We start from the raw sequence: 24,539 nt of genomic DNA, 5'->3' as shown, positions 1-24,539 counted from the left end.
TTACAAATTATCTAATAGGTGAATAATTCTATCTTTCATTGTTTATAGGGCAGCGGTATTCGATTCGAAAAATACGAATCTCATTTCACACTTCTCACATCCAATTTGGGGAGGTCGAGTGGTGTGCACGATTACATCAAAGAAAGAACTATCAAGATAGGAAAGTATATCGTGGAAACTAGAAAAACAGTCCGCGTCATTGCAAAAGAGTTCGGGGTCTCTAAAAGCACAGTGCATAAAGACTTAACTGAGAGGCTGCCAGAAATTAATCCTGATTTGGCTAACGAAGTGAAGGATATATTGGATTATCATAAATCCATTCGTCACCTTAGAGGTGGAGAAGCGACAAAATTAAAATATAAACGTTCTGAAAGAGAAGAAGAAATCGTGAAATGATACTTGAATCATTCCGGCAATTGGAAGTGAATCGGGCAATCGGGGAATGAATGAGGGGACATGAAAGTGAGTGTCAGCTCTTTTCTCAACCTTGTTTGCGGTTCCATGCCGGAATTTTTTTTATGGGAAAAAGTGGAAATGTAGTACATAAGGCATTGAATTTTTTTACATATTGGCAATTTAGGAAATAATAGTCTATATTAGTGTTTATTTATAATTCATACTTACTTGTGTCAATGCAATATGGTAAAATAAACAATTAGGACAGAAGTAGGTTATATGTGAGGATATTCAAGGAGGATTTAAGAAATGTTTGCTAGAGATATTGGGATAGATCTTGGAACAGCCAATGTTCTTATACATGTCAAAGGTAAAGGAATTGTGTTAAATGAGCCTTCGGTAGTAGCGATTGATAAGAATACGAACCGTGTTCTTGCCGTCGGGGAGGAAGCTCGTAAAATGGTAGGCCGTACTCCAGGAAACATCATCGCAATCCGACCTTTAAAAGACGGTGTCATTGCGGATTTTGATGTAACAGAATCGATGCTTAAGCATTTTATCAATACATTGAATGTGAAAGGCTTCCTTTCAAAGCCTAGAATTTTAATCTGCTGCCCGACCAACATAACAAGTGTCGAACAAAAGGCGATTAAAGAAGCTGCCGAAAAAAGCGGCGGAAAGAAAGTATTCCTTGAAGAAGAACCAAAAGTGGCTGCAATCGGTGCCGGCATGGATATTTTTCAACCAAGCGGCAATATGGTCGTGGACATTGGCGGGGGTACAACGGATATTGCCGTTCTTTCAATGGGGGATATCGTTACATCATCTTCTATCAAAATGGCCGGTGACAAATTCGATAATGAAATTTTAAATTATATCAAACGGAAGTATAAGCTCCTCATTGGTGAACGTACAGCGGAAAACATTAAAATCCAGGTTGCAACCGTCTTCCCTGGATCTCGTAATGAAGTCATCGATATCCGTGGGCGCGATATGGTATCGGGATTGCCTAGAACCATTTCGGTCAATTCAGAAGAAATTGAGGAGGCTCTCCGCGAGCAGGTTTCCATCATTGTACAAGCTGCAAAAAGCGTACTTGAGCGGACGCCGCCAGAACTTTCTGCTGATATCATCGACCGCGGAGTCATTTTAACAGGCGGGGGAGCATTGCTTCACGGGATTGATTTACTTCTTGCTGAAGAGCTTAAGGTCCCAGTACTCGTTGCCGAGCAGCCAATGGATTGTGTAGCAATCGGAACCGGTATCATGCTTGATAACATGGATAAATTGCCACGGCACAAATTCAACTAAAAAGCGGTTGGAAATCCGCATCATAAGATAGGGGTCTAAGGTTCAGACAAACGTGAGGCATAGTGAAAGTGCGTGCAGTTCTAGTACTGATGAGCAATAGGCCCTCTTCTTTTAGTCGAAAATTTTAACACCATTCCTTTAAATCTGACCTAGCCTACGATATAGACAAATTCTTCTGCCTAATGCTTTTCCTTTTCCTTAAGATACTGATGTTCATGTCCGATAAGATAGATATGAGAAATTGAACGGGATAAGTTATGTAGATTGAGGAGTGAAGAAGATGTTAAGAGGTTTTTATACGGCTGCTTCCGGGATGCTTACACAGCAAAGGCGCACAGAATTGCTCACAAACAATATGTCCAATGCGAACACAACAGGGTATAAAGCGGATCAAATGAGCGTAAGGTCTTTTCCGGAAATGCTCATAAGCAACATAGGTGGTAAAACGGTTCCTACGGAGAACAAATTGAGCATGACTAACTTATCCCAGGTTGGAGGGCTCAGTACGGGTGTTTACGTACAGGAGGCGAATCCTTTATTTACCCATGGTACATTGGAGGAGACGCAGCTTAATACGGATATTTCCTTAGTTGATGAAAATCTGCCGATCAATGAAGAAACGGGTCGGCAAGGATCTGTGTTTTTTACTGTCCAGGATGGTGATGGTGCTATCCGTTATACGCGTAACGGCAGTTTCACCCTGGATGGGCAAGGTTATCTGACCACGCCATCGGGTCATTATGTATTGAACGAAAATAATGAAAAGATCAAGCTTGATAGCGATCAGTTCACAGTAGCGGAAAACGGTGTTATTTTAGAAGGAAATGTTCAAACCGCACTTATTGGCATCGGTTATTCGGATGATCCGTCATTACAGCTCATGAAGGATGGGGAAGGCCTATATAAGGCTGTGAATGATGGGGATTTACCTAGCGCATACGCGGCTGCAGATGTCGGTTTTTCTACTAAGCAAGGCTTTCTTGAAGGCTCCAATGTTGACCAATCGAGAACGATGACAGAAATGATGTCGGCATACCGCTCTTTTGAAGCGAATCAGAAGGTTCTTCAAGCCTATGATAAAAGTTTGGATAAAGCAGTCAATGAGGTTGGCAGGCTTTAATTGAACAGTAGGAAAAGATGATTTTGGAAATTTGAACATGTAAGGGGAAAACCATGAATCGGACGATGATGACGGCGACGAATACGCTGAACCAACTTCAAAGTAAAATCGATCATATAAGTAATAATATCGCGAATGTGGACACGACTGCCTACAAAAAGACCCAAACGAGCTTCAATGACTTATTGACACAGAGTTTCAATAATCAACCGAGTGAGACCAAGGAAAAAGGAAGGTTGACCACACCTGGCATCCGGCAGGGAACAGGTGCCATGATAAGCCAATCTCAATTGGTGCTTTCACAGGGAGCCTTAAAGACGACGGATCGCAACCTTGATGTTGCATTCACCCGGGAGGACCAATTCTTTACCGTAAGCGTTCAGGACGATAATGGGGTCAATACAAGGCTTACAAGGGATGGGGCTTTTTATTTATCTCCTAATGCTAACGACCAAATGATGCTCGTTACCTCTGCAGGACATAAAGTACTTGATGAAAATGGTGAACCGATCCTCATTGAGGGAAACATTAAAGACATTAAGATTTCGGAAAATGGTTTATTGATAGTGGATACGGAAGAATATGGCGAACAGAGTTTTGGGCTCGGGATCGTCTCGGTAAAAAAACCCCAATTTCTTGACCGCTTAGGCGGAAATTTACTTGGCCTGCCCGAAAACTTCAATGCCTTGGGTGTTACTGAAGACGATATCATGACCCTACTCACAGGGGATTCCCGCAACCAGGCAGCAGTCCAACAGGGCACTCTGGAGTCCTCAAATGTCGATCTTTCCACAGAAATGACGGATCTAATCAATGTTCAGCGATCTTACCAATTTCAATCCCGAGCGGTAACGATGGCCGATCAAATGAGCGGATTAGTCAATGGAATCCGTTAAGGTATCTGGTAAATAAAATGTCTCCCTGCGGAATTAGAGCAAATCGGTTATAATGAATTCATAACAAAGGGAATCATTCGTGCCGATCATTTTGCATAGCTGCTGAATTTCTGGTTTATAGGAAAATCAGTCGGCGAGTTTTCTTAAAAGGAGCTTTCACATTCTATATGGAACAAAATCGTGTAATGAGACAACAAATTGAAGAAGAGATAAAGGAAGTTGAGGCGAAACCGAACCGTAGAATCAAGGTCCGTCTTTTACCGATTTGGCTTCGTTTACTCATTGTTATCGGATTGATTTTCATTGCTGTATTATCCGGGGCACTATTAGGATACAGTGTGATTGGTGGAGGACATGCAATGGATGTTTTCCAAAAATCCACATGGACCCATATTATTGATATAGTGAACAAGGGCGCGTAGTTCCATGTTTTTTTGAAGTAGTTGCTGTCGTTAGCGGATTTATATTACATGGCAACTACGCCTCTGTCATCATGACAGGGGCGAGTTTACGTTATGTTTGAAATATTTAAGTCATAGGAGGAACAAGCATGCTTGATATCACACAAATAAAGGAAATTATTCCGCATCGTTACCCATTCTTATTAGTCGACCGGATCATTGAAATAGATGAAGGGAAAAGGGCGGTAGGATTGAAGAATGTCTCAGCAAATGAAGAATTCTTTAATGGCCATTTCCCCGATTATCCAGTTATGCCTGGAGTTTTAATTGTAGAGGCATTAGCGCAAGTTGGCGCTGTAGCCGTTTTGAAACAGGAAGAATACAAAGGACGGCTTGCATTTTTCGCTGGGATTGATAATTGCCGCTTTAAAAAGCAAGTGAAACCAGGTGATCAGCTGCGTCTGGAAGTGGAAATAGTGCGTATGAGAGGATCAATGGGTAAAGGGAAAGCAGTGGCAACGGTAGATGGAGAAACAGCATGTGAAGCCGATATCATGTTTGCTTTTGGTGACAAATAAGAAATTCATTCATTTTCAATGAAAAGGAAATGGACTAAATTAACTAAATTAACTAAATTAACTATATATTTCAAAAAAATGGTTTAAGGAATCGTGAAGCGGTGTATATAAATAGCACTGCATGCTTTTTTAAAGCAAGCACGGTTTTAAGAACTATCTATTCTCCCTTTGAAAGCCGGACATTTTTATGTCCGGCATTTTTTAATGATTAAATTCAAATTAGAGGATTTTCTTTTTAAATTTAAAATAGGACGCAAGTTATTTTCACATTCGGGCAAAATAGCTAATGATAAAGAAAGAAGGGAGGTTGCCAAAAATGATGAAGAAAATTTTTGCACTAATTGGGGGATCTTTATTATCTATTATGTTCCTTGCTGGATGTGGAACGGATAATAATGACAACAACAATCCCGCACCAGAAGAAGATAACAACATCATTGAAGATGAAAACAATGGTGGAAATGATAACAACGGCACGGATGATAATGGCATGAACGGTAATGATGACGGATTGCTAGAAAACGACGATAATAACATCGATAATGATGCCGATGAATTGATTGAAGACGCTGATAAAAATGGCGACAAAAATAAGTAATTAGCACAGAATGACAAAGACTGGCTTAGGCAAGAAGAGGATCAATATCCTTCTTCATCTAAGTCAGTCTTTTTTATGTGTATTCGATTAGGGGATGGGAATTAAGGGAAGGGTTTTTATTTATTGGTTGCTAATTTAGGCTTCGAGCGGATTTTTTGCTTGAACTCATTTATTAATTCATCGCCGACGAGACCTTTTTGGACTAAATCTTCAAGAAGGAGTTCTGCATATTTGCTCCGTGTTTTTTGGATGTGACCAACGAATAGAAGGCTGTAATGGCTGCCGACTTTTCTTATTGTGCGTAGTACAGTGTGAAACAAAGCCGGTTCATTATCCTTGTTGGTAATGACGGCCTGGATATACACTTCTCCGTTTATATCGGGAAGTGAAGGTTCAAGCTCTTTGAAATGATTTTCTTCTACAAAGGCTTCCAGTAACCACGATCTAGCGTCGTTTTCTTTATTTATAATCAATCCATCTGTTAATGCAATATCAATCAAGTTAAAATTTTCAGTTACAATTTGCAACGAGATCAATTTAAATGATTTCATCTAATTCCTCCGTTTCTTGCAAGAAAGAGCGGTAATTACCTCTCTTAAACGTAAATTTTGAAATGGTACATTTCGATTAATCCTTTTAAAGGTAATTATATCATACTAAAAAAAAGTCCCTTAATGAAATGAATACCCAACATTTGTCTAAATTATGAAGGATAGAATAAAAATTTGCAAAATATTTAATTTTGTTAACTATTCGTTTTTCACCTGATTTTAATCAATAAAAAATGATTTTGCATCAATTCAAACGGTTTTTTATGAAGAAAAATGGTGTAACAAGACCATTTCCTCCATTTTTTAATCAATGGAAGAAGGAGTATGATTAAAGCATATTAAAGAGGAAGGGGTGAAAAAATGATTAACCAAGTTACCCTCGTCGGCAGGCTTACAAAGGATCCCGAATTAAGATACACACCCGATGGCAAGGCTGTTTCCAATATCACTTTAGCAGTCAACCGGAACTTTCGTAATACTGTCGGTAACTATGAGGCCGACTTTGTACAGTGTATCATATGGAAAAAGTCTGCTGAAAATACTGCTCAATATTGTAAAAAAGGTGCCATAATCGGCATAACTGGCAGAATACAAACAAGGAGATATGAAAATCAGGAGGGTAAATATGTATATGTAACTGAAGTGGTCGCCGAGAGGGTTCAATTCATTGGGTCTAAACAAAATGATGTTAAGCCCAAGGAGTTTGAACATATTGGTTTATAGTTTTGGGCATGACGGCCCGACTCAGGACAGAAGCAAGATTGTTTTCAATAAAATGCAGTAGTGGAAAAAACATTAGTGATTTATTCCGTCAATAATAGGATGGATCAATTTTATGCTTAAAACATAGGAAATAAAAAAAGTATTTATATGACCATAATGAATAATAAATGGACAGAATTTCAGCACAATTTAGTAAAAATTTACAGTAGTATATAAAATTCATTTTCATCCATTCATTCCCCAAAGCTAATATAGCTTCTTCCTCGGCTGGAAACCCCGATTTACCCTCAATAAAATCGATTTATCTGTTTCCCCTCTTGTAATGACTGCAAATTTGCAGTCTTTTTTTTGTGCCAAAAAGTGCGTAAATAGAAAAAAATAAAAAATAATTCTGTTAAATTAGAATTTTTAGAAAATATATTGTAATATTTTAATTTTGATGCAATAATAAACCCAATAATATAATTGGAAAAAAAGTTATATATAGGAAGTGATTTGATGGACGAACCAATTATTAAGGTGAATGGGCTGCAAACCAGTTTTCGTACGGACGATGGGGTGATCCCTGTCGTGAATTCAATAGATTTTCATGTCAATCCTGGTGAGGTTTTAGGGATAGTGGGAGAATCGGGGTGCGGAAAAAGCGTTACTTCTCTGTCCATCATGGGTCTGGTTTCTTCACCGGCTGGTAAGGTGGAGGGAGAAATCCTTTTTAAAGGAGAGAACATCGCAAATGCGTCTGAAGCGAAAATGAGAAAAATTCGCGGGAATGATATAGCGATGATATTTCAGGAACCGATGACAAGCTTGAATCCCGTGTTCACTATTGGCGAGCAGTTGGTCGAGACGCTTCGGATACATAAAAAATGGAACAAAAAACAGGCCCGCCAAAGAGCGGTGGAAATGTTGAAGCTGGTTGGGCTTGGACGTGCCGAGGAATTGCTCGATGAATATCCGCATCAGCTTTCAGGCGGAATGAGACAAAGGGTCATGATAGCCATGGCCATGATCTGTGAGCCGAAACTCCTTATAGCCGATGAACCTACAACGGCTTTGGATGTGACGATCCAGGCACAAATCCTAGAATTAATGAAGAATTTAAATAAAGAAACAGACACGGCAATCATGATGATTACCCATGATCTTGGGGTAGTTGCGCAAATGTGTGAACGTGTCATTGTCATGTATGCCGGCAAGGTAATAGAGGAAGGAAATGTGCAAACGATTTTCCAAAATCCTAAGCATCCTTATACGGTCGGTTTACTTCAATCGATTCCGGATATGCGAATAAAGAAAGAGCGCCTTTACTCAATACCTGGTAATGTGCCAAAACCTGGGACAAGCAACCTCGGGTGCCAGTTTGCCCCTCGATGCTCCCATGCCATGGAGCAATGTATAAATGAGACCCCGTCTCTATTGAAATTCGATGAGGGTCAGCATGTTCGCTGCTGGCTGTATGAAGATGGGAAAGGAGCTGCCTTGCATGAGTCAAACATTGGTTAAGGTAGAAAACCTAAAGAAGCATTTTCCGATTAAAGGAGGGGTTCTGGGAAAGACCATTGGAGAGGTCAAGGCAGTTGATGGTTTGTCCTTTTCCATTTATAAAGGGGAAACCTTGGGACTTGTCGGTGAAAGCGGTTGCGGAAAGTCGACGACGGGAAGATTATTGCTTCGATTGCTTGAGCCGAGTGAGGGTAATGTTTATTTTGAAGGAAAGGACCTGACGGCTTTATCTGCCGGTGAAATGAGAAAGATGCGCCGTGAAATGCAGATGGTCTTCCAGGACCCATTCGCTTCCCTCAATCCCAGGCATACAATTGAAAAAATATTGGAAGAACCGCTCATCGTTCATGGGGTTAAAGATAAAAAGGCACGAAAAGCCCGTGTACAGGAACTTCTTAAGGTTGTTGGCTTAAGCAGTTACCATGCTAAAAGGTATCCGCATCAATTCAGTGGGGGGCAGCGGCAGCGTATTGGCATCGCGAGGGCACTTGCAGTCAACCCCAAACTGATCATTGCTGATGAGCCGGTATCTGCACTGGATGTGTCGATTCAGGCCCAGGTCTTGAATCTGTTGCAGGATTTGCAGGAAGATTTTGATTTGACCTACTTGTTCATTGCTCATGATCTTGGGGTGGTAAGGCATATCTCCGACCGTGTCGGTGTCATGTATCTTGGACATATAGTTGAATTGACGGAAAGTGAAGGACTTTATGAAGATCCGCTTCACCCATATACGCAGGCTTTATTATCAGCCGTGCCCATCCCGGATGTGGAATACAAGGGGGATAGGGTAATCCTGCAGGGAGATGTTCCAAGCCCATCAAACCCGCCCGGCGGCTGTCCATTCCATACGAGATGTCCGAAGGCGATGGCAGAATGCAATACGGAAAAGCCAATCCTGAGTGAACATAAACCTGGTCACTACGTTGCTTGTCATTTATACAATTGACACGACGTATACATAAATTCGCAAATAATAAGGGGGAAGAATATGAAGAAAACATTGGCATTATTGCTGACTGGTATCCTGGCTCTTTCGCTAGCGCTTGCGGGATGCTCCTCGTCTACATCAAAAGAGAAAGATGATGGTAAAGGGGGATCGAGTGAAGCGAAAGGCGGCGTATTGATATACGGTAAAGGCGGAGACGCTGTCGGTCTTGACCCAGCCATCGTAACCGATGGGGAATCATTCATCGTCACACAGCAGATTTTTGAAACGTTAGTGAAATATGGGGAAGATGATACGGAAATCAATCCGGGTCTTGCAGAATCATGGGAAGTGTCCGATGACGCAAAAACATACACATTCAAATTGAAAACCGGAGTCAAGTTCCATGATGGTTCGGATTTCAATGCAGATGCGGTCGTAAAAAACTTTCAACGTTGGGCACAAAGTAAGGATGAGGGTAAATTTGCGTACTATGCCTCCATGTTCGGAGGATTTGAAGGTGATGAAGGCCATGTTATCAAAGAAGTAAAAGCGATCGATGCCAGCACGGTGGAATTCACTTTGAACCGTCCGCAGGCGCCGTTCCTGAAAAACCTTGCCATGCCTACATTTGCAATAGCCAGTCCGGCTGGAATTGAAAAAGAGGGTGACGACTTCACTAAAAATCCATCTGGTACAGGTCCTTTCAAATTCAAATCATGGAAACCTGGCGATACGATTGAAGTGGTGAAAAACGATGACTATTGGCAAGATGGACTGCCGAAACTTGATGGAATCACGTTTAAGGTCATTAAAGATAACTCTGCACGTTTAAATGCTGCAATCAAGGGTGAAATCGACCTGATGGACGGGTTGAACCCAAGTGATATCAGTAAGGTTACAGGAGATGAAAAACTGCAAATTTTCGAACGTGCGTCCATGAACGTCGGGTACTTTGCTTTCAATGTTGAGAAAGCACCATTCGACAAGAAAGAAGTGCGTCAAGCCATCTCGCATTTGATCAACAAAAAGGAAATCATTGATAATTTTTATGAAGGTACAGCAGAGCCTGCCAAGAATCCTATGCCTCCATCCGTTTCTGGCTACAATGACAAAGTCGAAGACTATGATTATGATGTAGAAAAAGCGAAAGAGCTGCTGAAAAAAGCTGGACTTGAAGACGGATTTAAAATGGATCTATGGGCAATGCCGGTACCGCGCCCATATATGCCGGATGGTCAAAAAGTGGCTGAAGCCATTCAAGCAAGCCTAAAACAAGTCGGCATCGAAGCGAATATCGTTTCATACGAATGGGCTGCATATTTAGAGAAAGTGCAGGCTGGTGAAGCCCAATCCTTCATGATGGGCTGGACAGGCGATAATGGAGATGCGGATAACTTCCTTTATACATTATTGGATAAAGATAATATCGGCTCCAACAACTATGCCCGTTACGCAAACGATGAAGTCCATAAACTGCTGATTGAAGCTCAGTCCACGGCAGATGAAGCCAAGCGTAATGAGTTGTATGGAAAAGCACAGGAAATCATCCATGAAGAAGCTCCATGGGTTCCGCTTGTACACTCTTTACCGCAGTTAGCCGGATCTAAGACGGTCAAAGGGTTTGTTCCACATCCGACTGGTTCACAATCCCTTGTTAATGTTTCTCTAGAAAATTAACCGTACGAACCGGGTAGTATGGAGTCTTGCATGCTTCCCGGTTTTGTTATGGAATGCGTTTCAAAATGATCGAGGGCGCTTTTAAGGCCCCTTATTTAAAAGGCGGGTGATTGTTTTGTTTTCCTATACCGTACGACGTTTAGGATCTCTCATACCAGTGTTACTAGGAATGGCGTTTATTGTATTCATGATGATTCGGGCGATTCCTGGAAATCCAGCACAGGTGATTTTAGGGCAGCAAGCAACGGAAGAGGCAGTCGCTGCAATGACAAAGGAACTTGGTCTGGATAAACCTTGGTTCATTCAATTTTGGGATTACTTATCAGGCTTGTTAAAGGGAGACCTGGGTGTTTCCTTAAAAACGAATAGTCCGGTTTCTGAAGAAATTGGGCCATACCTCATGGCTACGATAGAACTGGCCTTGATCGCGATGATCATCGCCGTGGTCATAGGCGTTAATGCAGGGATAATATCAGCTTGGTTCCAAAACTCATGGTTTGATTATGTCGCCATGGTGATTGCGTTGATTGGTTTGTCCATGCCTATTTTCTGGCTGGGATTAATGGAGCAATATATCATTTCAATTCAATGGGATTTACTTCCGACGACAGGGCGGGACAATATCAGGGATCCTGTTGAGGCCATAACCGGACTGTATTTGATAGATACACTCATGGCTGGCAGGGTGGATCAGTTTTTCGAAGTGATCAAACATCTCATTTTGCCGGGAATTGCGCTGGCGACCATTCCGATGGCCATTATTGCAAGGATGACACGTTCGTCCATGCTGGAAGTTATGAGATCGGATTTCATTCGTACGGCTCGTGCTAAAGGAATGAGAATGTTTTGGGTTGTTTACAAGCATTCCTTTAAGAATGCCCTGATTCCAGTGGTGACGGTTATCGGACTGCAGACAGGATTACTTTTAGGCGGCGCCATATTGACGGAAAACATTTTTGGGTGGCCAGGTATCGGTACATATATTTATGATGCAATCCTATCTAGGGATTATCCGGTGATACAGTCCGGAATTCTCGTCATCGCCTTTTTGTTTGTCATGATCAATCTAGTTGTGGACTTGTTGTATGCAGCGATCGATCCTAGGATTAAGTATAAATAGGGAGGGAAACTCATGCCTGAAATAGCAACGAATACTTCGCCACTCCTTCCTCCAAAAGAGGCAGAGGAAAAAGTCATCTCTCCCTGGAAGGAAGGCTGGAAAAGTTTTAGGAAAAATAAGGTAGCCCTTGTAGGTCTGGGGATTGTTTCATTTTTCATCCTAATCGCCATCTTCGCGCCCGTTATAGCACCTTATTCATTTGAGGGGCAAAAGTTAAGTGATAAACATTTGGCCCCTTCTGCGGAGCATTGGTTTGGTACGGATGAATTTGGCCGGGATATTTTGAGCAGGGTCATTTATGGCTCGCGCATATCAATAGGGGTCGGCTTCTTATCTGTTGCCGGATCTGTTGTGGTCGGTTCTTTTTTGGGAATCATTGCCGGTTATTACGGCAGGTGGATAGATACGATCATATCGAGGATCTTTGATATTATTCTGGCCTTTCCAAGTATCTTGCTTGCCATTGCTGTCGTTGCCGTTTTGGGGCCCTCCCTTCGCAACGCACTTATTGCAATAGCCATCGTCAATGTCCCGATATTCGGCCGGCTTTTACGTTCAAGGGTCTTAACGGTGAAAGAAGAGGAATATGTAACGGCTGCAAAGGCAATTGGAATGGGGGATGGCCGCATTCTCCTTCACCACGTCCTTCCGAATAGCCTTGCACCGATTATCGTTCAAGGTACCTTAGCGATTGCAACTGCCATCATTGAGTGTGCAGCACTCGGCTTTCTCGGTCTCGGTGCACAGCCGCCAGCGCCAGAGTGGGGAAAAATGCTCGCCGATTCCAGGGCGTTCATCATTCAAGCACCATGGACGGTTCTTTTCCCTGGGCTTGCGATCATGCTTACGGTACTCGGCTTTAACCTAATGGGGGATGGGCTGCGCGATGCCTTGGACCCAAGAATGAAAAACTAGAAGTAAAGGGGTGATGTTAGTTTAACATCACCATCTTTTTGTCGTTTATCTTGTAAATCTATTAAAATATGAAAAATAATAACAAAATCCTAGTTCGGAATAGGAAAATAGTGACTATTATCTCTTAAAATCACCCCAAAAGTTGTGATACTTTTATACTCAGTAAGAATATTCCAAAAATTGCTTATTTTAGAGGAGGAAAGTTCATTGATTAAACGTAGCTTGTCCATTCTAGCAATCTTTCTATTAGTATTTACTGCAAGCGTTTCCGCAGCGAAACTCCCAGACCCCCCGGCAGGTTCGGGCGGTGCAGGTAAGAAGAATCAGGAAAGTATTATAAAGCTGAAGAAAAATGATTTGGATAAGAAATACAAAAGCGACGAGAAGGTCAGGGTCATCGTAGAGATGAAGGAAGCCCCTGCAATAGAAACAGCTTCGAAAGAAGGGAAACTTTTTAAACAGCTATCAAAAAATAAGAAACAACAATTAAAGTCCGAAAAGCTAGCTAATCAGAAGAAATTGAAAAAAAAGGTGAAAGAGAAAAAAATAGCTTTCAAGGAGCTTGAAAGTTTTACTACAGTCGTCAATGGATTCAGCGGTGAACTTCAGTATGGTGAAATCAAAAAGGTGGAAGCCATGCCTGAAGTTGCTGAAGTACATATTGCGAATGAATATGAACGTCCTGTAGAAAAACCCGAAATGCTTTATAGTAAAGAACTAGTCCAAGCCCAGGAAGCTTGGCGGGAATATGGATATAAAGGGGAAGGGATGGTCGTCGGGATTATCGATACTGGAATCGACCCATCTCACCGTGATATGTTCCTGAATAATGAGAACAAGGCAGAACTGACTGAAAAGGAAATTAACGGGATGAAGGAATCTAGCCATCTATTAGGCAATTATTATACGGCGAAGGTACCTTATGGATACAATTACATGGATGAAAATGAAGAAATCCTTGATCTTGGTGAAGGGGCGTCCATGCATGGAATGCATGTAGCGGGTACGGCCGGTGCCAATGGAGATGAAGAGAATGGCGGCATTAAAGGGGTTGCTCCTGAAGCCCAGCTGCTAGCTTTAAAGGTCTTCGGGAATGATCCCGACATGCAGACAACATGGGGCGATATATATATCAAGGCGATTGACGATGCCATCATCCTTGGGGCGGATGTGTTGAATATGAGCCTTGGGTCCACTGCAGGTTTTGTATCTGCAGAAGATCCGGAGCAGCAGGCGGTATCCAGGGCTGTTGATAATGGTATCCTCATGTCGATTTCAGCAGGAAACTCGGCACACTTTGGAAATGGATTTGCCAACCCATCAGCCGCTAACCCGGATATTGGCGTTTCAGGCTCACCTGGACTTGCATACGATTCTGTACAAGTGGCATCGGTAGAGAATAACTATATGGATTTGGATGCAGCAACTTATGATATAAGCGGACAAGCAGGAAAAGCTCCGTTCATGTCGGCTTCAAGTGTACATCCCAATGCTTTAAAGGAAAAAACACATGACTTGGTGGCTGCAGGTCTTGGGACGCCAGAGGAGCTTTCCAAAGTGGATGTTAAAGGCAAGTTCGCCCTCATCGAGCGCGGCACGCTTTCTTTTATAGAAAAGGCGCAAAATGCCCAGGCAGCAGGAGCGACAGGAGTCATTATTTACAATAATGCTGACGGATATATTTCCATGGCCACAGATCCAAGCATCACCATTCCCCAGCTGTTCATGTTGAAATCGGATGGTGCAAAGCTGAAAGCGGCCTTAACGGATGGCGAAAAGGTGAAGATTACCTTTAATGGTGATAAAACAAAAGCTGTAAATCCAGAAGCAGGGAAAATGAGCTCATTCAGTTCATGGGGAGTCGCACCAAACCTGGATTTCAAACCGGAAATCACTGCTCCGGGAGGCCAAATTTATTCGACGCTGAACAACGATGAATATGGAATGATGAGCGGTACTTCGATGGCGGCACCACATGTTTCCGGCGGCTCGGCACTGGTTCTTGAAAGAGTGGATAAAGAATTTAAATTAAACGGATCTGCCCGGGCAAATTTAGCGAAGAAACTGATGATGAATACATCAAAACCATTAGCGGATCAAGGTGTCGTCAATAAAGCCCTTGACTGGGAAAACCCTTACTCGCCTCGCAGGCAGGGAGCCGGGGTCATGCAGCTGCAATCCGCATTGTCCACACCTGCTGTCGTGACAGAGTCATTCACGAAAGAAGCGAAGGTTGCAATGAAGGAGATCGGCAATAAGTTCGCCTTTACTTTAAAGGTAGAAAACTTCAGCAACAAAGCGGTCAAGTATGATGTAAAAGGAAATATCCAAACAGACTATGCAATCCAGGGACAACTCGGTTATACCGCTAACGAGCTGGAAGCACAGGAAATTAAGAACGCTTCGATTAAAATCAATAATAAAAGCACAAATAAGATTACCGTTCCTGCAAAAAAATCGGTTACATTCGAAGTGAAAGTCGACATATCCGATGCAAAGGTACTCGGTGATGACCTTCAGACTCTTGTAGACATTGACGAGGTCTTTCCAAACGGATATTTCGTTGAAGGGTTCATTTCATTGAAGGATCCAGCCGATACGAATCCGGAACTGAATGTACCGTATGTAGGATTTAAAGGGGAGTGGGACAAAGCCCCGATCCTGGATGGCACTAAATATGATAAAGAGTCTTTCTATGGCATGGCAGGTGGAGTATCGACAGCAGGTGAAGATTTCACTTATCTTGGCTATGACCCTGCGGGGAAAACATTCAATGGCAAAAATATCGCGATTTCCCCAAATGGTGATGGTGCACAGGATGACTTCGTGCCTGTCCTATCATTCTTAAGGAATGCGAAAAAGGTAGAATACAATATATTGAATGGTGAAAACAAATCAGTCCGGAAACTTCGCACAGAGAATAATGTACGTAAGGACTATTATGATGGCGGACTAGGAACCGCGTACACGCTGGATCCAGCCCGTAAATGGGACGGTAAAATCAATAATGCACTTGCTAAGGATGGGGTCTATTATTTTGAAATCAAAGCGATGATAGATTACGAGGGTGCAAAATGGCAGACGGTTAAAATGCCAATCAAAATCGATACGGTAAAGCCGACCGTCAAAATTTCGAAAAAAGGCAATGTATTAACCATCCAAGGTAAGGATAATTTGAATGGTTCAGGGCTTGCTTATTATGATGTACAAGTCGATGGAGCATCCATCATGGAAGAGCCGCTCCCGGCGAATGCGAAACAATTCACTTTACCTGATGTAAAAGGGGAAAAGGTTCAGGTTGTGGCAATTGACTATGCAGGTAATGAAAAAACGGCGGAAACTGAATTAGCCAGTGATTCAGCTCCAATCGATAATCATGCACCAGCTGTAAAGATCAAGAGTCCTGAAGCCTTGAGTGTGAACAATAAAAATAAAATCAAAATAACAGGAGAAATTGAAGAAGCGTCGGAAATAAAGGAATTTAAAATCGACAATAAAACGGTACCTGCAACGTATAACAAGGCGAATAACAAATATGAATTCTCATATGAAAAGAATTTTGAAGAGGGTGTTCAAAGCTTCACGGTTAAAGCAACAGATAAATGGGATAACACGGTTTCCTTTAAACGGACGATTATGGTCGATGCAACAAAGCCAGGTTTAAAAGTGAAAGGTGTACCGAAAACTGTGGGAGTCAAAGGCAAAAATCCAAAAGTGGACGTGACGGTGGAAGATAATTTCGATGAAATCCGCCTTTACCTGAACGGAAGCGAAGTATTCTATCATGAATTCAAGGAACCATACAAAATGCGTGCCTATAAGAAAAAGATAGAGGATTTGGAGCTGCCGCTTAAAACAGGCAACAATAAGATTGAGTTTAAGGTGACCGATCTTGCAGGAAATGAATCGAAGAAATCCTTTAACATCAATAAAGCAAAAAAATAACGAAAGGCAGCCCTCTTATCCAAGAGGGCTGTTTTTTCCGGATTATGGATTTGAAGTATGAATTCCCGTGATGATTATGGAGTAGTTTGCTTCGTTTTCACCGTGCTAATATGGAAATCTATTAGTGAGGAAGTTTTTTCATTATCCGGCAGGTATATCGAATAGGATAAAAGAATTAGGTATAAAGTTCCTATTGAAAGGAGGGTATCTATGAATTATAAGAAGAAATCTAGCAATAAAGTAACTAGTATTGCAATTACAGTGAAATTCGAAAGGAGAGGAAGCGACAGGTCATATCTTACAAAACCGAGTTTCTTTGATGCACTTCAGCACGTCCATTCTCCCTTTGAAAAGGATCCCCGCTCAGATTCACCTTATCAGGATTTTCCTCTATGTCAGGAGGTAACCCTTTCTTTTTTTGAAGAAGGTGCTAAAACATCTATTAATTATGACCCCCACCAAGAAAAAATCATCATTGAGGAAAGTTCAGAGTCATATCAGCCGAATAAGGGTGAGGCGCTCACTGCAATCCTCGATCATATCATGATCAATCATGGCTATCACCATTCTTTTTTCATCATCCAGCAAAAAGAGCGGAACGTAAAAATGAAAGCCGCTACGCCATGAAATCCCTTACATTTTTAGGCAGGACGTTGTAAGGCATGAGATTTCCGAATAATTCATACGAAAACTTACTCTACTCAATAAGGATGGAGCTGCCACGGCAGCTCCATTAATGCGTCTCCAATCCTTCAAGATGTCAAACCAACCGCCGAATGATCTTTGAAAGGGTTTGGATGCCATAAGCTAATTGTTCCTCCGAGGCGTATGAATATGAAAGCCGTATATGTGTATGGTTATTTGGTTCGTATATGTATCCCGGATTAAGAAGTATGTTCTCCTTTATCGCTTGCCTGAAAAGGTTTGGATTCACGATGGGTTTACATAATTTTAACCATATATAAAATCCGCCTTGAGGTATTTGCCATTCAGCCAGTCCCTTAAAATATTGATTGAGCAGAGTTAATGTAAAATCTCTGCGTCCTATCAACTCATGCCTTAGCCACTCTAAATGCTTTGAATATTGCCCATTTGCTAACCATTCTGCCACAAGGTGTTGGGAAAGTGCACTTGAACCGTAATCCATTTGCATTTTAATGTCCGCTAAACGTTCAATCACAGTTATTGGGCCAGCAATCCATCCGATACGCAATCCTGGGCTTAATGTTTTGGACATGCTGCCAATATGCAATACAAGGCCATCTGCATCAAGGGATTTTAATGGAGGCGGTGGTTCATTATCAAACCACAAATCACTATATACGTCATCTTCAATAATCGGGATCTGTTCCTTTTTGCATAGTGATAGGAGGTTAAGTCTTTCTTCTTTTGACCATGTAGTATTCGTTGGATTGTTAAACGTTGGAACAGTATAAAACAGTGACGCTTTCTTCCTTCCGTTAATGTGCTTTATTTGTGTCGGGATACTTTCCCGGCCTTGTCTTGATAAACCTAATAAGTGCATGCCCGCAGATTGAAAAGGGTGAACGGAATTTAAGTAGGAAGGGGATTCATGTAAAATCATCGATCCCTTTTGAAGTAAACCAACTGATATCAACTGGAGTGCCTGAAGCCCGCCAGAAACGACCATGAGGGAGCTGGGACTCGCGTTGATCCCTTTTGTTTCTAAATATGCACTTATACATTGACGAAGTCTCTTATCACCCTTGGGTTCGGAATAGCCTAATGAGTGGGCATCAAAAGAAGTGGATCGCAATGTCTTTTCGATTTGTTTTGCAGGCAATAGAGCTGGAGATAGTTCGCCTGTGCCTAATCTGATGATGGCAGTGTCCGTTTCATACTGATTAATGTCCTGAATCGTTTTTAAATTAGGTTCATGAAGGCCATTCCGGACATAGTTTTTCCAGTCGGGCTGTTTGCCGGAGACGAGCACATTCCATGTATTATTGGAAACGAATGTGCCGGACCCAACCTTAGTTTCCAATAATCCGTCTGCAATCAACTCATCTATGGCTGTGATGATGGTACTTCGGTTTACGCCAAATGAGTCGGCCAATGAGCGTTGTGATGGAAGCTTGGTGCTAACTGGCCATTCCCCTCGTGTAATTTGCTGTTTGATCCAATCTACTATTTGCAGGTGAAGTGATTGGTCGGAAGTCCGGTTTGGTCTCCATTCGATAAACATACGAAAACCACTCCTTTCATGTTCTATATTCATTATAAATTGGTTGGTTTGTAAACCAACCAATTGGATGGTCAATTTCTTTGTTTTTTTCATTATACTGAATTTGAAGGGAGGGGGTATTCGTATGGGGCCATTTTTTCATGGATTTTTATTGGCATTAGGGCTGATACTTCCGTTGGGCGTGCAAAATGTATTCATTTTTAATCAAGGAGCAATCCAACCTACAATAAAAAAAGCATTGCCAGCAACGGTAACAGCTGCAATTTGTGATACACTGCTCATTTTGTTAGCTATTTTAGGTGTTTCGTTGGTTGTCATGCAATATGATTGGTTGCGCCTTACATTAATCATAATCGGAGTTATTTTTTTATTGTATATGGGTTTTCAGATTTGGTTTGCCAAATCGAACTCACAGTCAGGTGCCCAATCCATGCAGATGTCGACCAAAAAACAAATTGTATTTGCTCTATCCGTATCATTACTGAATCCGCACGCAATTTTGGATACGATAGGTGTAATCGGTTCGAGCTCACTTGTTTATTCAGGAAAAGATAAAATGATTTTCACCGCAACGTGCATCTTTGTGTCATGGTGCTGGTTCCATGGATTATGTCTTGCGGGACGTTTGCTGAAAAAGGTTGATACATCTGGTAAATTCCTTGGAATATTAAATAAAATTTCGGCAATCATCATTTGGATCACAGCTCTCTATATGGTGAAGTCGCTTTATTGAATAAGATAAACGTTTTCGAACCAAACGATGCCATGTATAACTGGACGCTTATGTATAAAAAAAGGGGAATGCATATCATATATGCATTCTCCCTTTTTTTTGCCTTCAATCATCATCATAACGTGAAATCAGGTTATTGAAGAGCAACCAGGTCCTTGATTTCCTCTGTGGAAAGTTCGGTGATCCAGTTGTCACTGCTGATGATCTCGTCGTTCAGGGCTTGCTTTTTATCAAGCATCTGGTCGATTTTTTCTTCCAGGGTCCCTGTGCAGATTAGCTTATGAACGTGAACGAAACGCTGTTGCCCAATTCGGTAAGCACGGTCGGTTGCTTGATTTTCAACAGCTGGGTTCCACCAGCGGTCATAGTGAATCACGTGGTTTGCTTCAGTAAGATTAAGTCCAGTGCCGCCTGCTTTCAACGAGAGTATGAAAATAGGGAAATCCCCATCTTGGAATCGGGTGATCATTTCATCACGCTGCTTCTTGTTCGCACTCCCGTTCAGGAATGGCACTTCAAAGCCATATCGTTTTTCCAGCAATTCTTTAATCATATTGCCCATCCCGATATATTGTGTGAAAATGAGACAGCTTTCATCCTGTTCGCGAACAGCATCGATAAGCTCGGTCAGCTTCTCGAGTTTGCCAGATCGGTTAGGTGCCTTCATGATGTTTTCCTTTTCCATTTCTTTCAAGTAAAGAGCTGGATGATTGCAAAGCTGCTTTAGCTTATTCAGCATCTGGAGGATGATGCCTTTTCTTTCAAAGGCAGACAGTTGTTCGATATCAGTGAATGTATCTTTAATTAGTTGCTCATACAACGATGCTTGCTCGGTGGTAAGCGGTACGAATTCCTTTTGTTCTTGCTTATCCGGAAGATTAAGAGCGACTTCTTTATCACGCTTTGTACGGCGAAGCAAAAATGGCTGTATCAAACGCTGCAATTCCTTGATTTTATCCTTCTGATCATCACGCTCGATGGTTGCCACATATTTTTCCTGAAACTGACCTAGCGTTCCGAGATAACCTTTGTTGATGAAGTCGAAAATCGCCCATAGCTCACTTAAACGGTTTTCCATCGGCGTACCCGATAGGGCGATATGATGTCTGCCATTTAGCTTGCGGACCGCTTTGGATTGCTTCGTTTGGGCATTCTTGATATTTTGTGCTTCATCAAGGATAACACTGCTCCAATGTATGGAGGTCAGTTCAGCCACATCTTGGTGGGTCAGTCCATATGATGTTAAGACAATATCATGGTCGGCTGCCAGTTTAGTAAATGCCTCACCTTTAGCACGATTCGATCCGTAGTGTAGGTGAACTTTAAGTGATGGAGCGAATTTTTCCAATTCTTTTTGCCAGTTGCCAAGTACCGATGTCGGGCAGACGATGAGCGCCGATTGTACAGAGACGGATTCGGGGGCAGTGGTAATGACCTCACCCTCATCACTGCTCTCCGCGCTGATATCCTCTTCGACGATGATCGGTTCACTCTTTTGTTCATCCCTGGGCGCAGTGTGCAGCTCTTTACCGGCCCTTTCTTTGCCTTTAACATGAAGTAGGTAGGCAATCATCTGGACGGTTTTTCCAAGTCCCATATCGTCGGCTAGACATGCACCAAAACCATGCTCCCTTAAAAAAAGGAGCCAGCTCATGCCCAGTTTTTGATAGGGGCGTAAATCACCTTGAAGTGCATTAGGGACGGGCAGGATGGATATGTTTTTGGTTTCCCGGAGCCTTCCCACCATTTTACGGAGCTCCTGGTTCAATTCAAATTGAATCCGGAGCATTTCGTCGTTTTCAGAATCGCCATCGCCATCTTCATTTACGCCATTCAACAGTTCCTGCTGCAGCAAGTCAGTCAGTTGGATGCCTTTTTCATTGGCTGTTTCCATCAGCTCTTGAATTTGCTTAATGAAAGCAGGGTCAAGCTTGACCCATTGGCCGCGGATGAAGACAAGCCGCCTTTTTTCATTGACGAGCTCCTCGAACTCCGCCTCAGTGAGCTCCTTGCCATTTAATGAGAACCGCCAATCAAAGTCCATTAAAGCTTTTAACCCGACATAAGAAGGGCCGCGGTTCGATTGGCTCTTCACTTTCGCCTTGACCTTCAATGAGGACTCCTTCAAGGCAAGCCACCACGATGGAAGGAGAATTTCGACGCCAAGAAAAAGGAGCTTTTCGCTTGCATCGGTCAAGAACTCCCATGCATCCGTTTCTGAAATCTCCCTTTTCAGACGGCCATTCTCCCCAAGCCATGGCACGACGAGTTGCCAGCGTTTCGTAGCACGCACCACATCACTTGCATACTTATTCCAGCCGCGCGGAAGTTTTTTTCCTGTATATGTTTCAATGATATTCTCATCCCTTTTGGAACGAAGGGTAACATCGAGTATCCAAGGCCCGTTGCCATCAGGAGGTTCAGTTAAACGGAGACCTATAGTGAATGGTTTGGGATCGGGCAGGGTACCGAGCCATTCCTGCCAGCTGTCTTTGTCAAAAAAGGCCTGCAATTCTTCGGGAGAAAGTCGTGTATCCTTTAATGCCCCTACGGCTTCACTCCATTTATGCTGCATGGGTGAATAGTTTTTTAAATACATATTAGCGGCACCGTTATACCACTTTTCAATAAAAGTACGGTTGGTTTCCAGTTCAGGTGAAGGAAGATCCAAAGATATTTCTTCTTCCCAAAAGGAAGGGACGAATTCCTCTTCCACTTCTTCCGGCAGCTTCCAGCCGATGGAGTCCAATTGAAGATTGGTGAAATCCGGTACGGGGATTCCAGCTTCAATGGATTCATGAAGAACGGGAGCTGCGGACAGGCAAAGGGAGGATATCTCGGACCATTCCCATTCTATGAAGGAGTTGAAGCTTTCCCTCGCAAAAAAATTGAGAAGTCCCCAAGCGTCAAGTATGAATACTTGATTTCCATCCACTATATCAGTAGTCATTTTAGTGCCATAAAAGCTTGCGTCATCCCAGTTGAATAACAGCCTGCGTATATAATTCGTGGTGAGGAAGGTATTCTCTTCATTGACGACACCAAGGGCGTAAGTTCCATTTTCGAGAGCCGCTATTTTGATTTTTAATTTCCCTGGATTAAACATCGATAAGCTTACCCCTTTTTAGTTCTTCTTGGAAAGCGCGAAGCCGTTTAGTCGAATCTGCTACATAAAGTATATAACGTTCGAATACATCTTCCTTTTTGCTCTTTTTATAGATGGTGCGCATCCTTTTCAAATATCGGACAGCTTGCTTATAAGCAGGCCGATTTTTCAAAGAAACTTTTTCCTGGACCGCATGATAATATAGCGGCAGGATTAGTTCCGGTTCTTTTGAGACCACTTCTTTGATAGATTCACTGCTGATTAAGTCAATGCTGATTTCTGAGTAAATATGCATCTCCACCCATTTTTTATATTGTCCTTGTTCAAAAAGGAAGTTTGCATAGTTCCAATAGCTGTGCGGAAGGGTGGCCCTGTAAAATTTCTCAAGCAAATCGGTCCGTTTTAATTTATAACAGCAACTGTTAATTAAAGTCGTAAAGGTCCGGACGAAATCCACCCGTTTATAATAATCGGATAAACCGGCAAGGAACTCCTGGACATTATTATTGATGAATTCAATGAAAGGGATAGCCCGTGCCCGGTTGTCGGATTCAGCCAGGAGATTCAGCCAATAAAAAATGTATGGACAGGCTTCCTTCTTCAATTCATGAAGAAGCCCAATCGCTTGTTTATCATGGTTCTCCAAAAGGGATAGGTGAATCGCTGCGAGGGAATAGGACGTCCTCTCAGTGGTGCCCATATACTTCTCGGGAAGTTCTTTATTGATTCGTTCCAGTTCCTCTTTACGCCATGAGGAGTTGGAGAATAAGTAGCTCCATATCTCCCGGTAGAGGTCGATCTTTTCGTATTCCAGGCCTTCTCCTCCATCCAGCAGTTTAGCTACATCTTCCTTGATGCTGAAAACGAAGGGATCAAAGGCAAAGGGCCTCGCTTGCCTGCTAAGCGGCTGTACCGTTTCATGAAGCTCCTCTGCCAGGTCGACGGCAAGGGCATAAAAGACCCGGATCGTTTGCGTCTCACTTTTATGCAGCTGAATCATTCTCAGTGTCTGCTGCATCGTGCAAAATTGGGTAACGAAATGATAAAGCAATTTCCATTCCCTTTCCATTGGAGCTTTTGAGCTAAGGCGTTTAAAGTAAGTCTGTATATGATTTTCAATCATATAAGTAGCCTCACCTATATGAGGCTCGACATGTTCAGCAAATGCAACATTCACGAATTGCTTCCATGATGGATAGCTTTTATCTAAGATGATGGATTTCCCTGCCGACTGTTTAAGTAATTCACTTGCCGGTTTCACTTGCTGCAGTGCTTGGGCCGTTGAGGTGTTTTTTGGTGCTTTCCAATCGCTCAGCCATTCGGAAACACTAGCGTGTTCGGAATATGCAGAAAAGAAAACGGCCATTTGATGCCGGCAAATGAACCTTGAATCACATGTACAGCTTCCATCCTGCGGGAAGAGCAGATTCAGCCTGGCCTTAAAGCGTGTCACATCCTGTACCTCAGCCGCAATCGTATCCGCCGCTTCTTCTTTAATATCAATGAGCCCCTGACGGTATAACTGGAGCCCTTGATTCACCACATCCGAATCTTCCGGATCCCCGGCCTCCAAAAATTCCGCCAGCCGCTCCCCAACTAACAACAACTCCCGCTCCATACTCTCCTCCTTCAGGGACAAGCCCTGTATACCAAAATTATATTTTTGTATGATCATGAACCATCAGTTCTTTAACTTATCGTAATCCCGCCCCGGCCTATTTCTGGGGGTGCATATATTACATCCCAGATCGAATGCCGGACTATGGCCGTTCTCTTTACGTTCTAATCCATTTAATTGAACAAACCATCACTGCTTCTAGCCGTATATT

General features: G+C 42.4%; 20 protein-coding genes. 16 read left to right on the top strand and 4 right to left on the bottom strand.

From position 1 onward, the window contains the following. Positions 1-123 precede the first annotated feature (123 nt). The 7 genes from spoIIID to ABOA58_RS26555 all read left to right on the top strand — a co-directional run bounded on the left by spoIIID (position 124) and on the right by ABOA58_RS26555 (position 5,300). Entirely contained in the window at positions 124-396 is a 273-nt protein-coding gene (spoIIID, locus tag ABOA58_RS26585; protein WP_034315767.1) for a sporulation transcriptional regulator SpoIIID, read from the top strand. A gap of 309 nt (positions 397-705) precedes the next feature. Beyond that, positions 706-1,707 (top strand): rod shape-determining protein, encoded by a 1,002-nt coding sequence (locus ABOA58_RS26580; RefSeq protein ID WP_076368333.1) that lies wholly within the window; start codon positions 706-708, stop codon positions 1,705-1,707. A gap of 280 nt (positions 1,708-1,987) precedes the next feature. Beyond that, a complete protein-coding gene (locus ABOA58_RS26575; RefSeq protein ID WP_350300669.1) occupies positions 1,988-2,827 on the top strand; it encodes a flagellar hook-basal body protein in 840 nt (279 codons plus the stop codon). 53 nt (positions 2,828-2,880) lie between these two features. After that, the gene (locus ABOA58_RS26570) at positions 2,881-3,723 is read left to right on the top strand and encodes a flagellar hook-basal body protein (RefSeq protein WP_350300668.1); all 843 of its coding nucleotides are present in this window, start codon (positions 2,881-2,883) and stop codon (positions 3,721-3,723) included. Between the two features lie 167 nt (positions 3,724-3,890). After that, positions 3,891-4,145, top strand: coding sequence for a DNA-directed RNA polymerase subunit beta (locus tag ABOA58_RS26565; protein WP_137016469.1), 255 nt, complete (start codon positions 3,891-3,893; stop codon positions 4,143-4,145). A gap of 128 nt (positions 4,146-4,273) precedes the next feature. Then, positions 4,274-4,702: a 3-hydroxyacyl-ACP dehydratase FabZ gene (gene fabZ / locus ABOA58_RS26560; RefSeq protein ID WP_034315755.1), complete on the top strand. Its 429-nt coding sequence runs from the start codon at positions 4,274-4,276 to the stop codon at positions 4,700-4,702. A gap of 316 nt (positions 4,703-5,018) precedes the next feature. Next, positions 5,019-5,300 (top strand): hypothetical protein, encoded by a 282-nt coding sequence (locus ABOA58_RS26555; RefSeq protein ID WP_350300667.1) that lies wholly within the window; start codon positions 5,019-5,021, stop codon positions 5,298-5,300. Between the two features lie 116 nt (positions 5,301-5,416). On the opposite strand, the gene ABOA58_RS26550 is transcribed toward ABOA58_RS26555, so the two are convergent. After that, the gene (locus ABOA58_RS26550; RefSeq protein ID WP_350300666.1) at positions 5,417-5,851 is read right to left on the bottom strand and encodes a YwpF family protein; all 435 of its coding nucleotides are present in this window, start codon (positions 5,849-5,851) and stop codon (positions 5,417-5,419) included. A 360-nt stretch (positions 5,852-6,211) separates the two neighbouring features. Between ABOA58_RS26550 and ssb the strand changes: the two genes are divergently transcribed. From ssb to ABOA58_RS26510, 8 genes are all read left to right on the top strand, one after another. Further along, positions 6,212-6,574: a single-stranded DNA-binding protein gene (gene ssb / locus ABOA58_RS26545; protein ID WP_350300665.1), complete on the top strand. Its 363-nt coding sequence runs from the start codon at positions 6,212-6,214 to the stop codon at positions 6,572-6,574. A 498-nt stretch (positions 6,575-7,072) separates the two neighbouring features. Beyond that, positions 7,073-8,077, top strand: coding sequence for an ABC transporter ATP-binding protein (locus ABOA58_RS26540; RefSeq protein WP_157831068.1), 1,005 nt, complete (start codon positions 7,073-7,075; stop codon positions 8,075-8,077). Further along, positions 8,058-9,026, top strand: a complete 969-nt coding sequence (locus ABOA58_RS26535) for an ABC transporter ATP-binding protein (protein ID WP_350300664.1) — start codon at positions 8,058-8,060, stop codon at positions 9,024-9,026. The genes ABOA58_RS26540 and ABOA58_RS26535 overlap by 20 nt, the downstream gene beginning before the upstream one ends. Before the next feature lie 42 nt (positions 9,027-9,068). Then, positions 9,069-10,685: an ABC transporter substrate-binding protein gene (locus ABOA58_RS26530; protein ID WP_350300663.1), complete on the top strand. Its 1,617-nt coding sequence runs from the start codon at positions 9,069-9,071 to the stop codon at positions 10,683-10,685. A 115-nt stretch (positions 10,686-10,800) separates the two neighbouring features. After that, complete coding sequence (locus ABOA58_RS26525) at positions 10,801-11,805, top strand: ABC transporter permease (protein ID WP_137016483.1); 1,005 nt, start codon at positions 10,801-10,803, stop codon at positions 11,803-11,805. Positions 11,806-11,817: 12 nt separating this feature from the next. Beyond that, complete coding sequence (locus tag ABOA58_RS26520; protein WP_350300662.1) at positions 11,818-12,720, top strand: ABC transporter permease; 903 nt, start codon at positions 11,818-11,820, stop codon at positions 12,718-12,720. A gap of 207 nt (positions 12,721-12,927) precedes the next feature. Then, complete coding sequence (locus ABOA58_RS26515; protein ID WP_350300661.1) at positions 12,928-16,665, top strand: S8 family serine peptidase; 3,738 nt, start codon at positions 12,928-12,930, stop codon at positions 16,663-16,665. Between the two features lie 210 nt (positions 16,666-16,875). Continuing rightward, complete coding sequence (locus ABOA58_RS26510) at positions 16,876-17,292, top strand: hypothetical protein (RefSeq protein WP_350300660.1); 417 nt, start codon at positions 16,876-16,878, stop codon at positions 17,290-17,292. A 133-nt stretch (positions 17,293-17,425) separates the two neighbouring features. On the opposite strand, the gene ABOA58_RS26505 is transcribed toward ABOA58_RS26510, so the two are convergent. After that, on the bottom strand, positions 17,426-18,871 hold the full coding sequence (locus tag ABOA58_RS26505; RefSeq protein WP_350300659.1) for a PLP-dependent aminotransferase family protein: 1,446 nt from the start codon (positions 18,869-18,871) through the stop codon (positions 17,426-17,428). A 124-nt stretch (positions 18,872-18,995) separates the two neighbouring features. Here ABOA58_RS26505 and ABOA58_RS26500 point away from each other — a divergent pair, with 124 nt between their 5' ends. Continuing rightward, complete coding sequence (locus tag ABOA58_RS26500; protein WP_350300658.1) at positions 18,996-19,604, top strand: LysE/ArgO family amino acid transporter; 609 nt, start codon at positions 18,996-18,998, stop codon at positions 19,602-19,604. Between the two features lie 133 nt (positions 19,605-19,737). Here ABOA58_RS26500 and ABOA58_RS26495 read toward each other — a convergent pair whose 3' ends face one another. Further along, entirely contained in the window at positions 19,738-22,710 is a 2,973-nt protein-coding gene (locus ABOA58_RS26495) for a DEAD/DEAH box helicase (protein WP_350300657.1), read from the bottom strand. Beyond that, positions 22,703-24,328 carry a hypothetical protein gene (locus ABOA58_RS26490; RefSeq protein ID WP_350300656.1) on the bottom strand — a complete coding sequence of 542 codons (1,626 nt, stop codon included), beginning with the start codon at positions 24,326-24,328 and terminating at the stop codon, positions 22,703-22,705. The genes ABOA58_RS26495 and ABOA58_RS26490 overlap by 8 nt, the downstream gene beginning before the upstream one ends. Positions 24,329-24,539: the final 211 nt, after the last annotated feature.

Source organism: Peribacillus frigoritolerans (assembly GCF_040250305.1).
GTDB lineage: Bacteria > Bacillota > Bacilli > Bacillales > DSM-1321 > Peribacillus.
The sequence above is the reverse complement of the archived record's forward strand: the minus strand, read 5'-3'. Positions and strand labels throughout refer to the sequence as shown.

Excerpts from the sequence above, each read along its gene's own strand:
- ABOA58_RS26555 (WP_350300667.1), top strand. The coding sequence starts at position 5,019 with ATGATGAAGAAAATTTTTGCACTAATTGGGGGATCTTTATTATCTATT.
- ABOA58_RS26575 (WP_350300669.1), top strand. The coding sequence starts at position 1,988 with ATGTTAAGAGGTTTTTATACGGCTGCTTCCGGGATGCTTACACAGCAA.
- ABOA58_RS26565 (WP_137016469.1), top strand. The coding sequence starts at position 3,891 with ATGGAACAAAATCGTGTAATGAGACAACAAATTGAAGAAGAGATAAAG.
- ABOA58_RS26510 (WP_350300660.1), top strand. The coding sequence starts at position 16,876 with ATGAATTATAAGAAGAAATCTAGCAATAAAGTAACTAGTATTGCAATT.
- fabZ (WP_034315755.1), top strand. The coding sequence starts at position 4,274 with ATGCTTGATATCACACAAATAAAGGAAATTATTCCGCATCGTTACCCA.
- ABOA58_RS26570 (WP_350300668.1), top strand. The coding sequence starts at position 2,881 with ATGAATCGGACGATGATGACGGCGACGAATACGCTGAACCAACTTCAA.
- ABOA58_RS26580 (WP_076368333.1), top strand. The coding sequence starts at position 706 with ATGTTTGCTAGAGATATTGGGATAGATCTTGGAACAGCCAATGTTCTT.
- ABOA58_RS26535 (WP_350300664.1), top strand. The coding sequence starts at position 8,058 with ATGAGTCAAACATTGGTTAAGGTAGAAAACCTAAAGAAGCATTTTCCG.
- ssb (WP_350300665.1), top strand. The coding sequence starts at position 6,212 with ATGATTAACCAAGTTACCCTCGTCGGCAGGCTTACAAAGGATCCCGAA.
- ABOA58_RS26520 (WP_350300662.1), top strand. The coding sequence starts at position 11,818 with ATGCCTGAAATAGCAACGAATACTTCGCCACTCCTTCCTCCAAAAGAG.
- ABOA58_RS26530 (WP_350300663.1), top strand. The coding sequence starts at position 9,069 with ATGAAGAAAACATTGGCATTATTGCTGACTGGTATCCTGGCTCTTTCG.
- ABOA58_RS26550 (WP_350300666.1), bottom strand. The coding sequence starts at position 5,851 with ATGAAATCATTTAAATTGATCTCGTTGCAAATTGTAACTGAAAATTTT.
- ABOA58_RS26495 (WP_350300657.1), bottom strand. The coding sequence starts at position 22,710 with ATGTTTAATCCAGGGAAATTAAAAATCAAAATAGCGGCTCTCGAAAAT.
- ABOA58_RS26490 (WP_350300656.1), bottom strand. The coding sequence starts at position 24,328 with ATGGAGCGGGAGTTGTTGTTAGTTGGGGAGCGGCTGGCGGAATTTTTG.
- ABOA58_RS26505 (WP_350300659.1), bottom strand. The coding sequence starts at position 18,871 with ATGTTTATCGAATGGAGACCAAACCGGACTTCCGACCAATCACTTCAC.
- ABOA58_RS26500 (WP_350300658.1), top strand. The coding sequence starts at position 18,996 with ATGGGGCCATTTTTTCATGGATTTTTATTGGCATTAGGGCTGATACTT.
- ABOA58_RS26540 (WP_157831068.1), top strand. The coding sequence starts at position 7,073 with ATGGACGAACCAATTATTAAGGTGAATGGGCTGCAAACCAGTTTTCGT.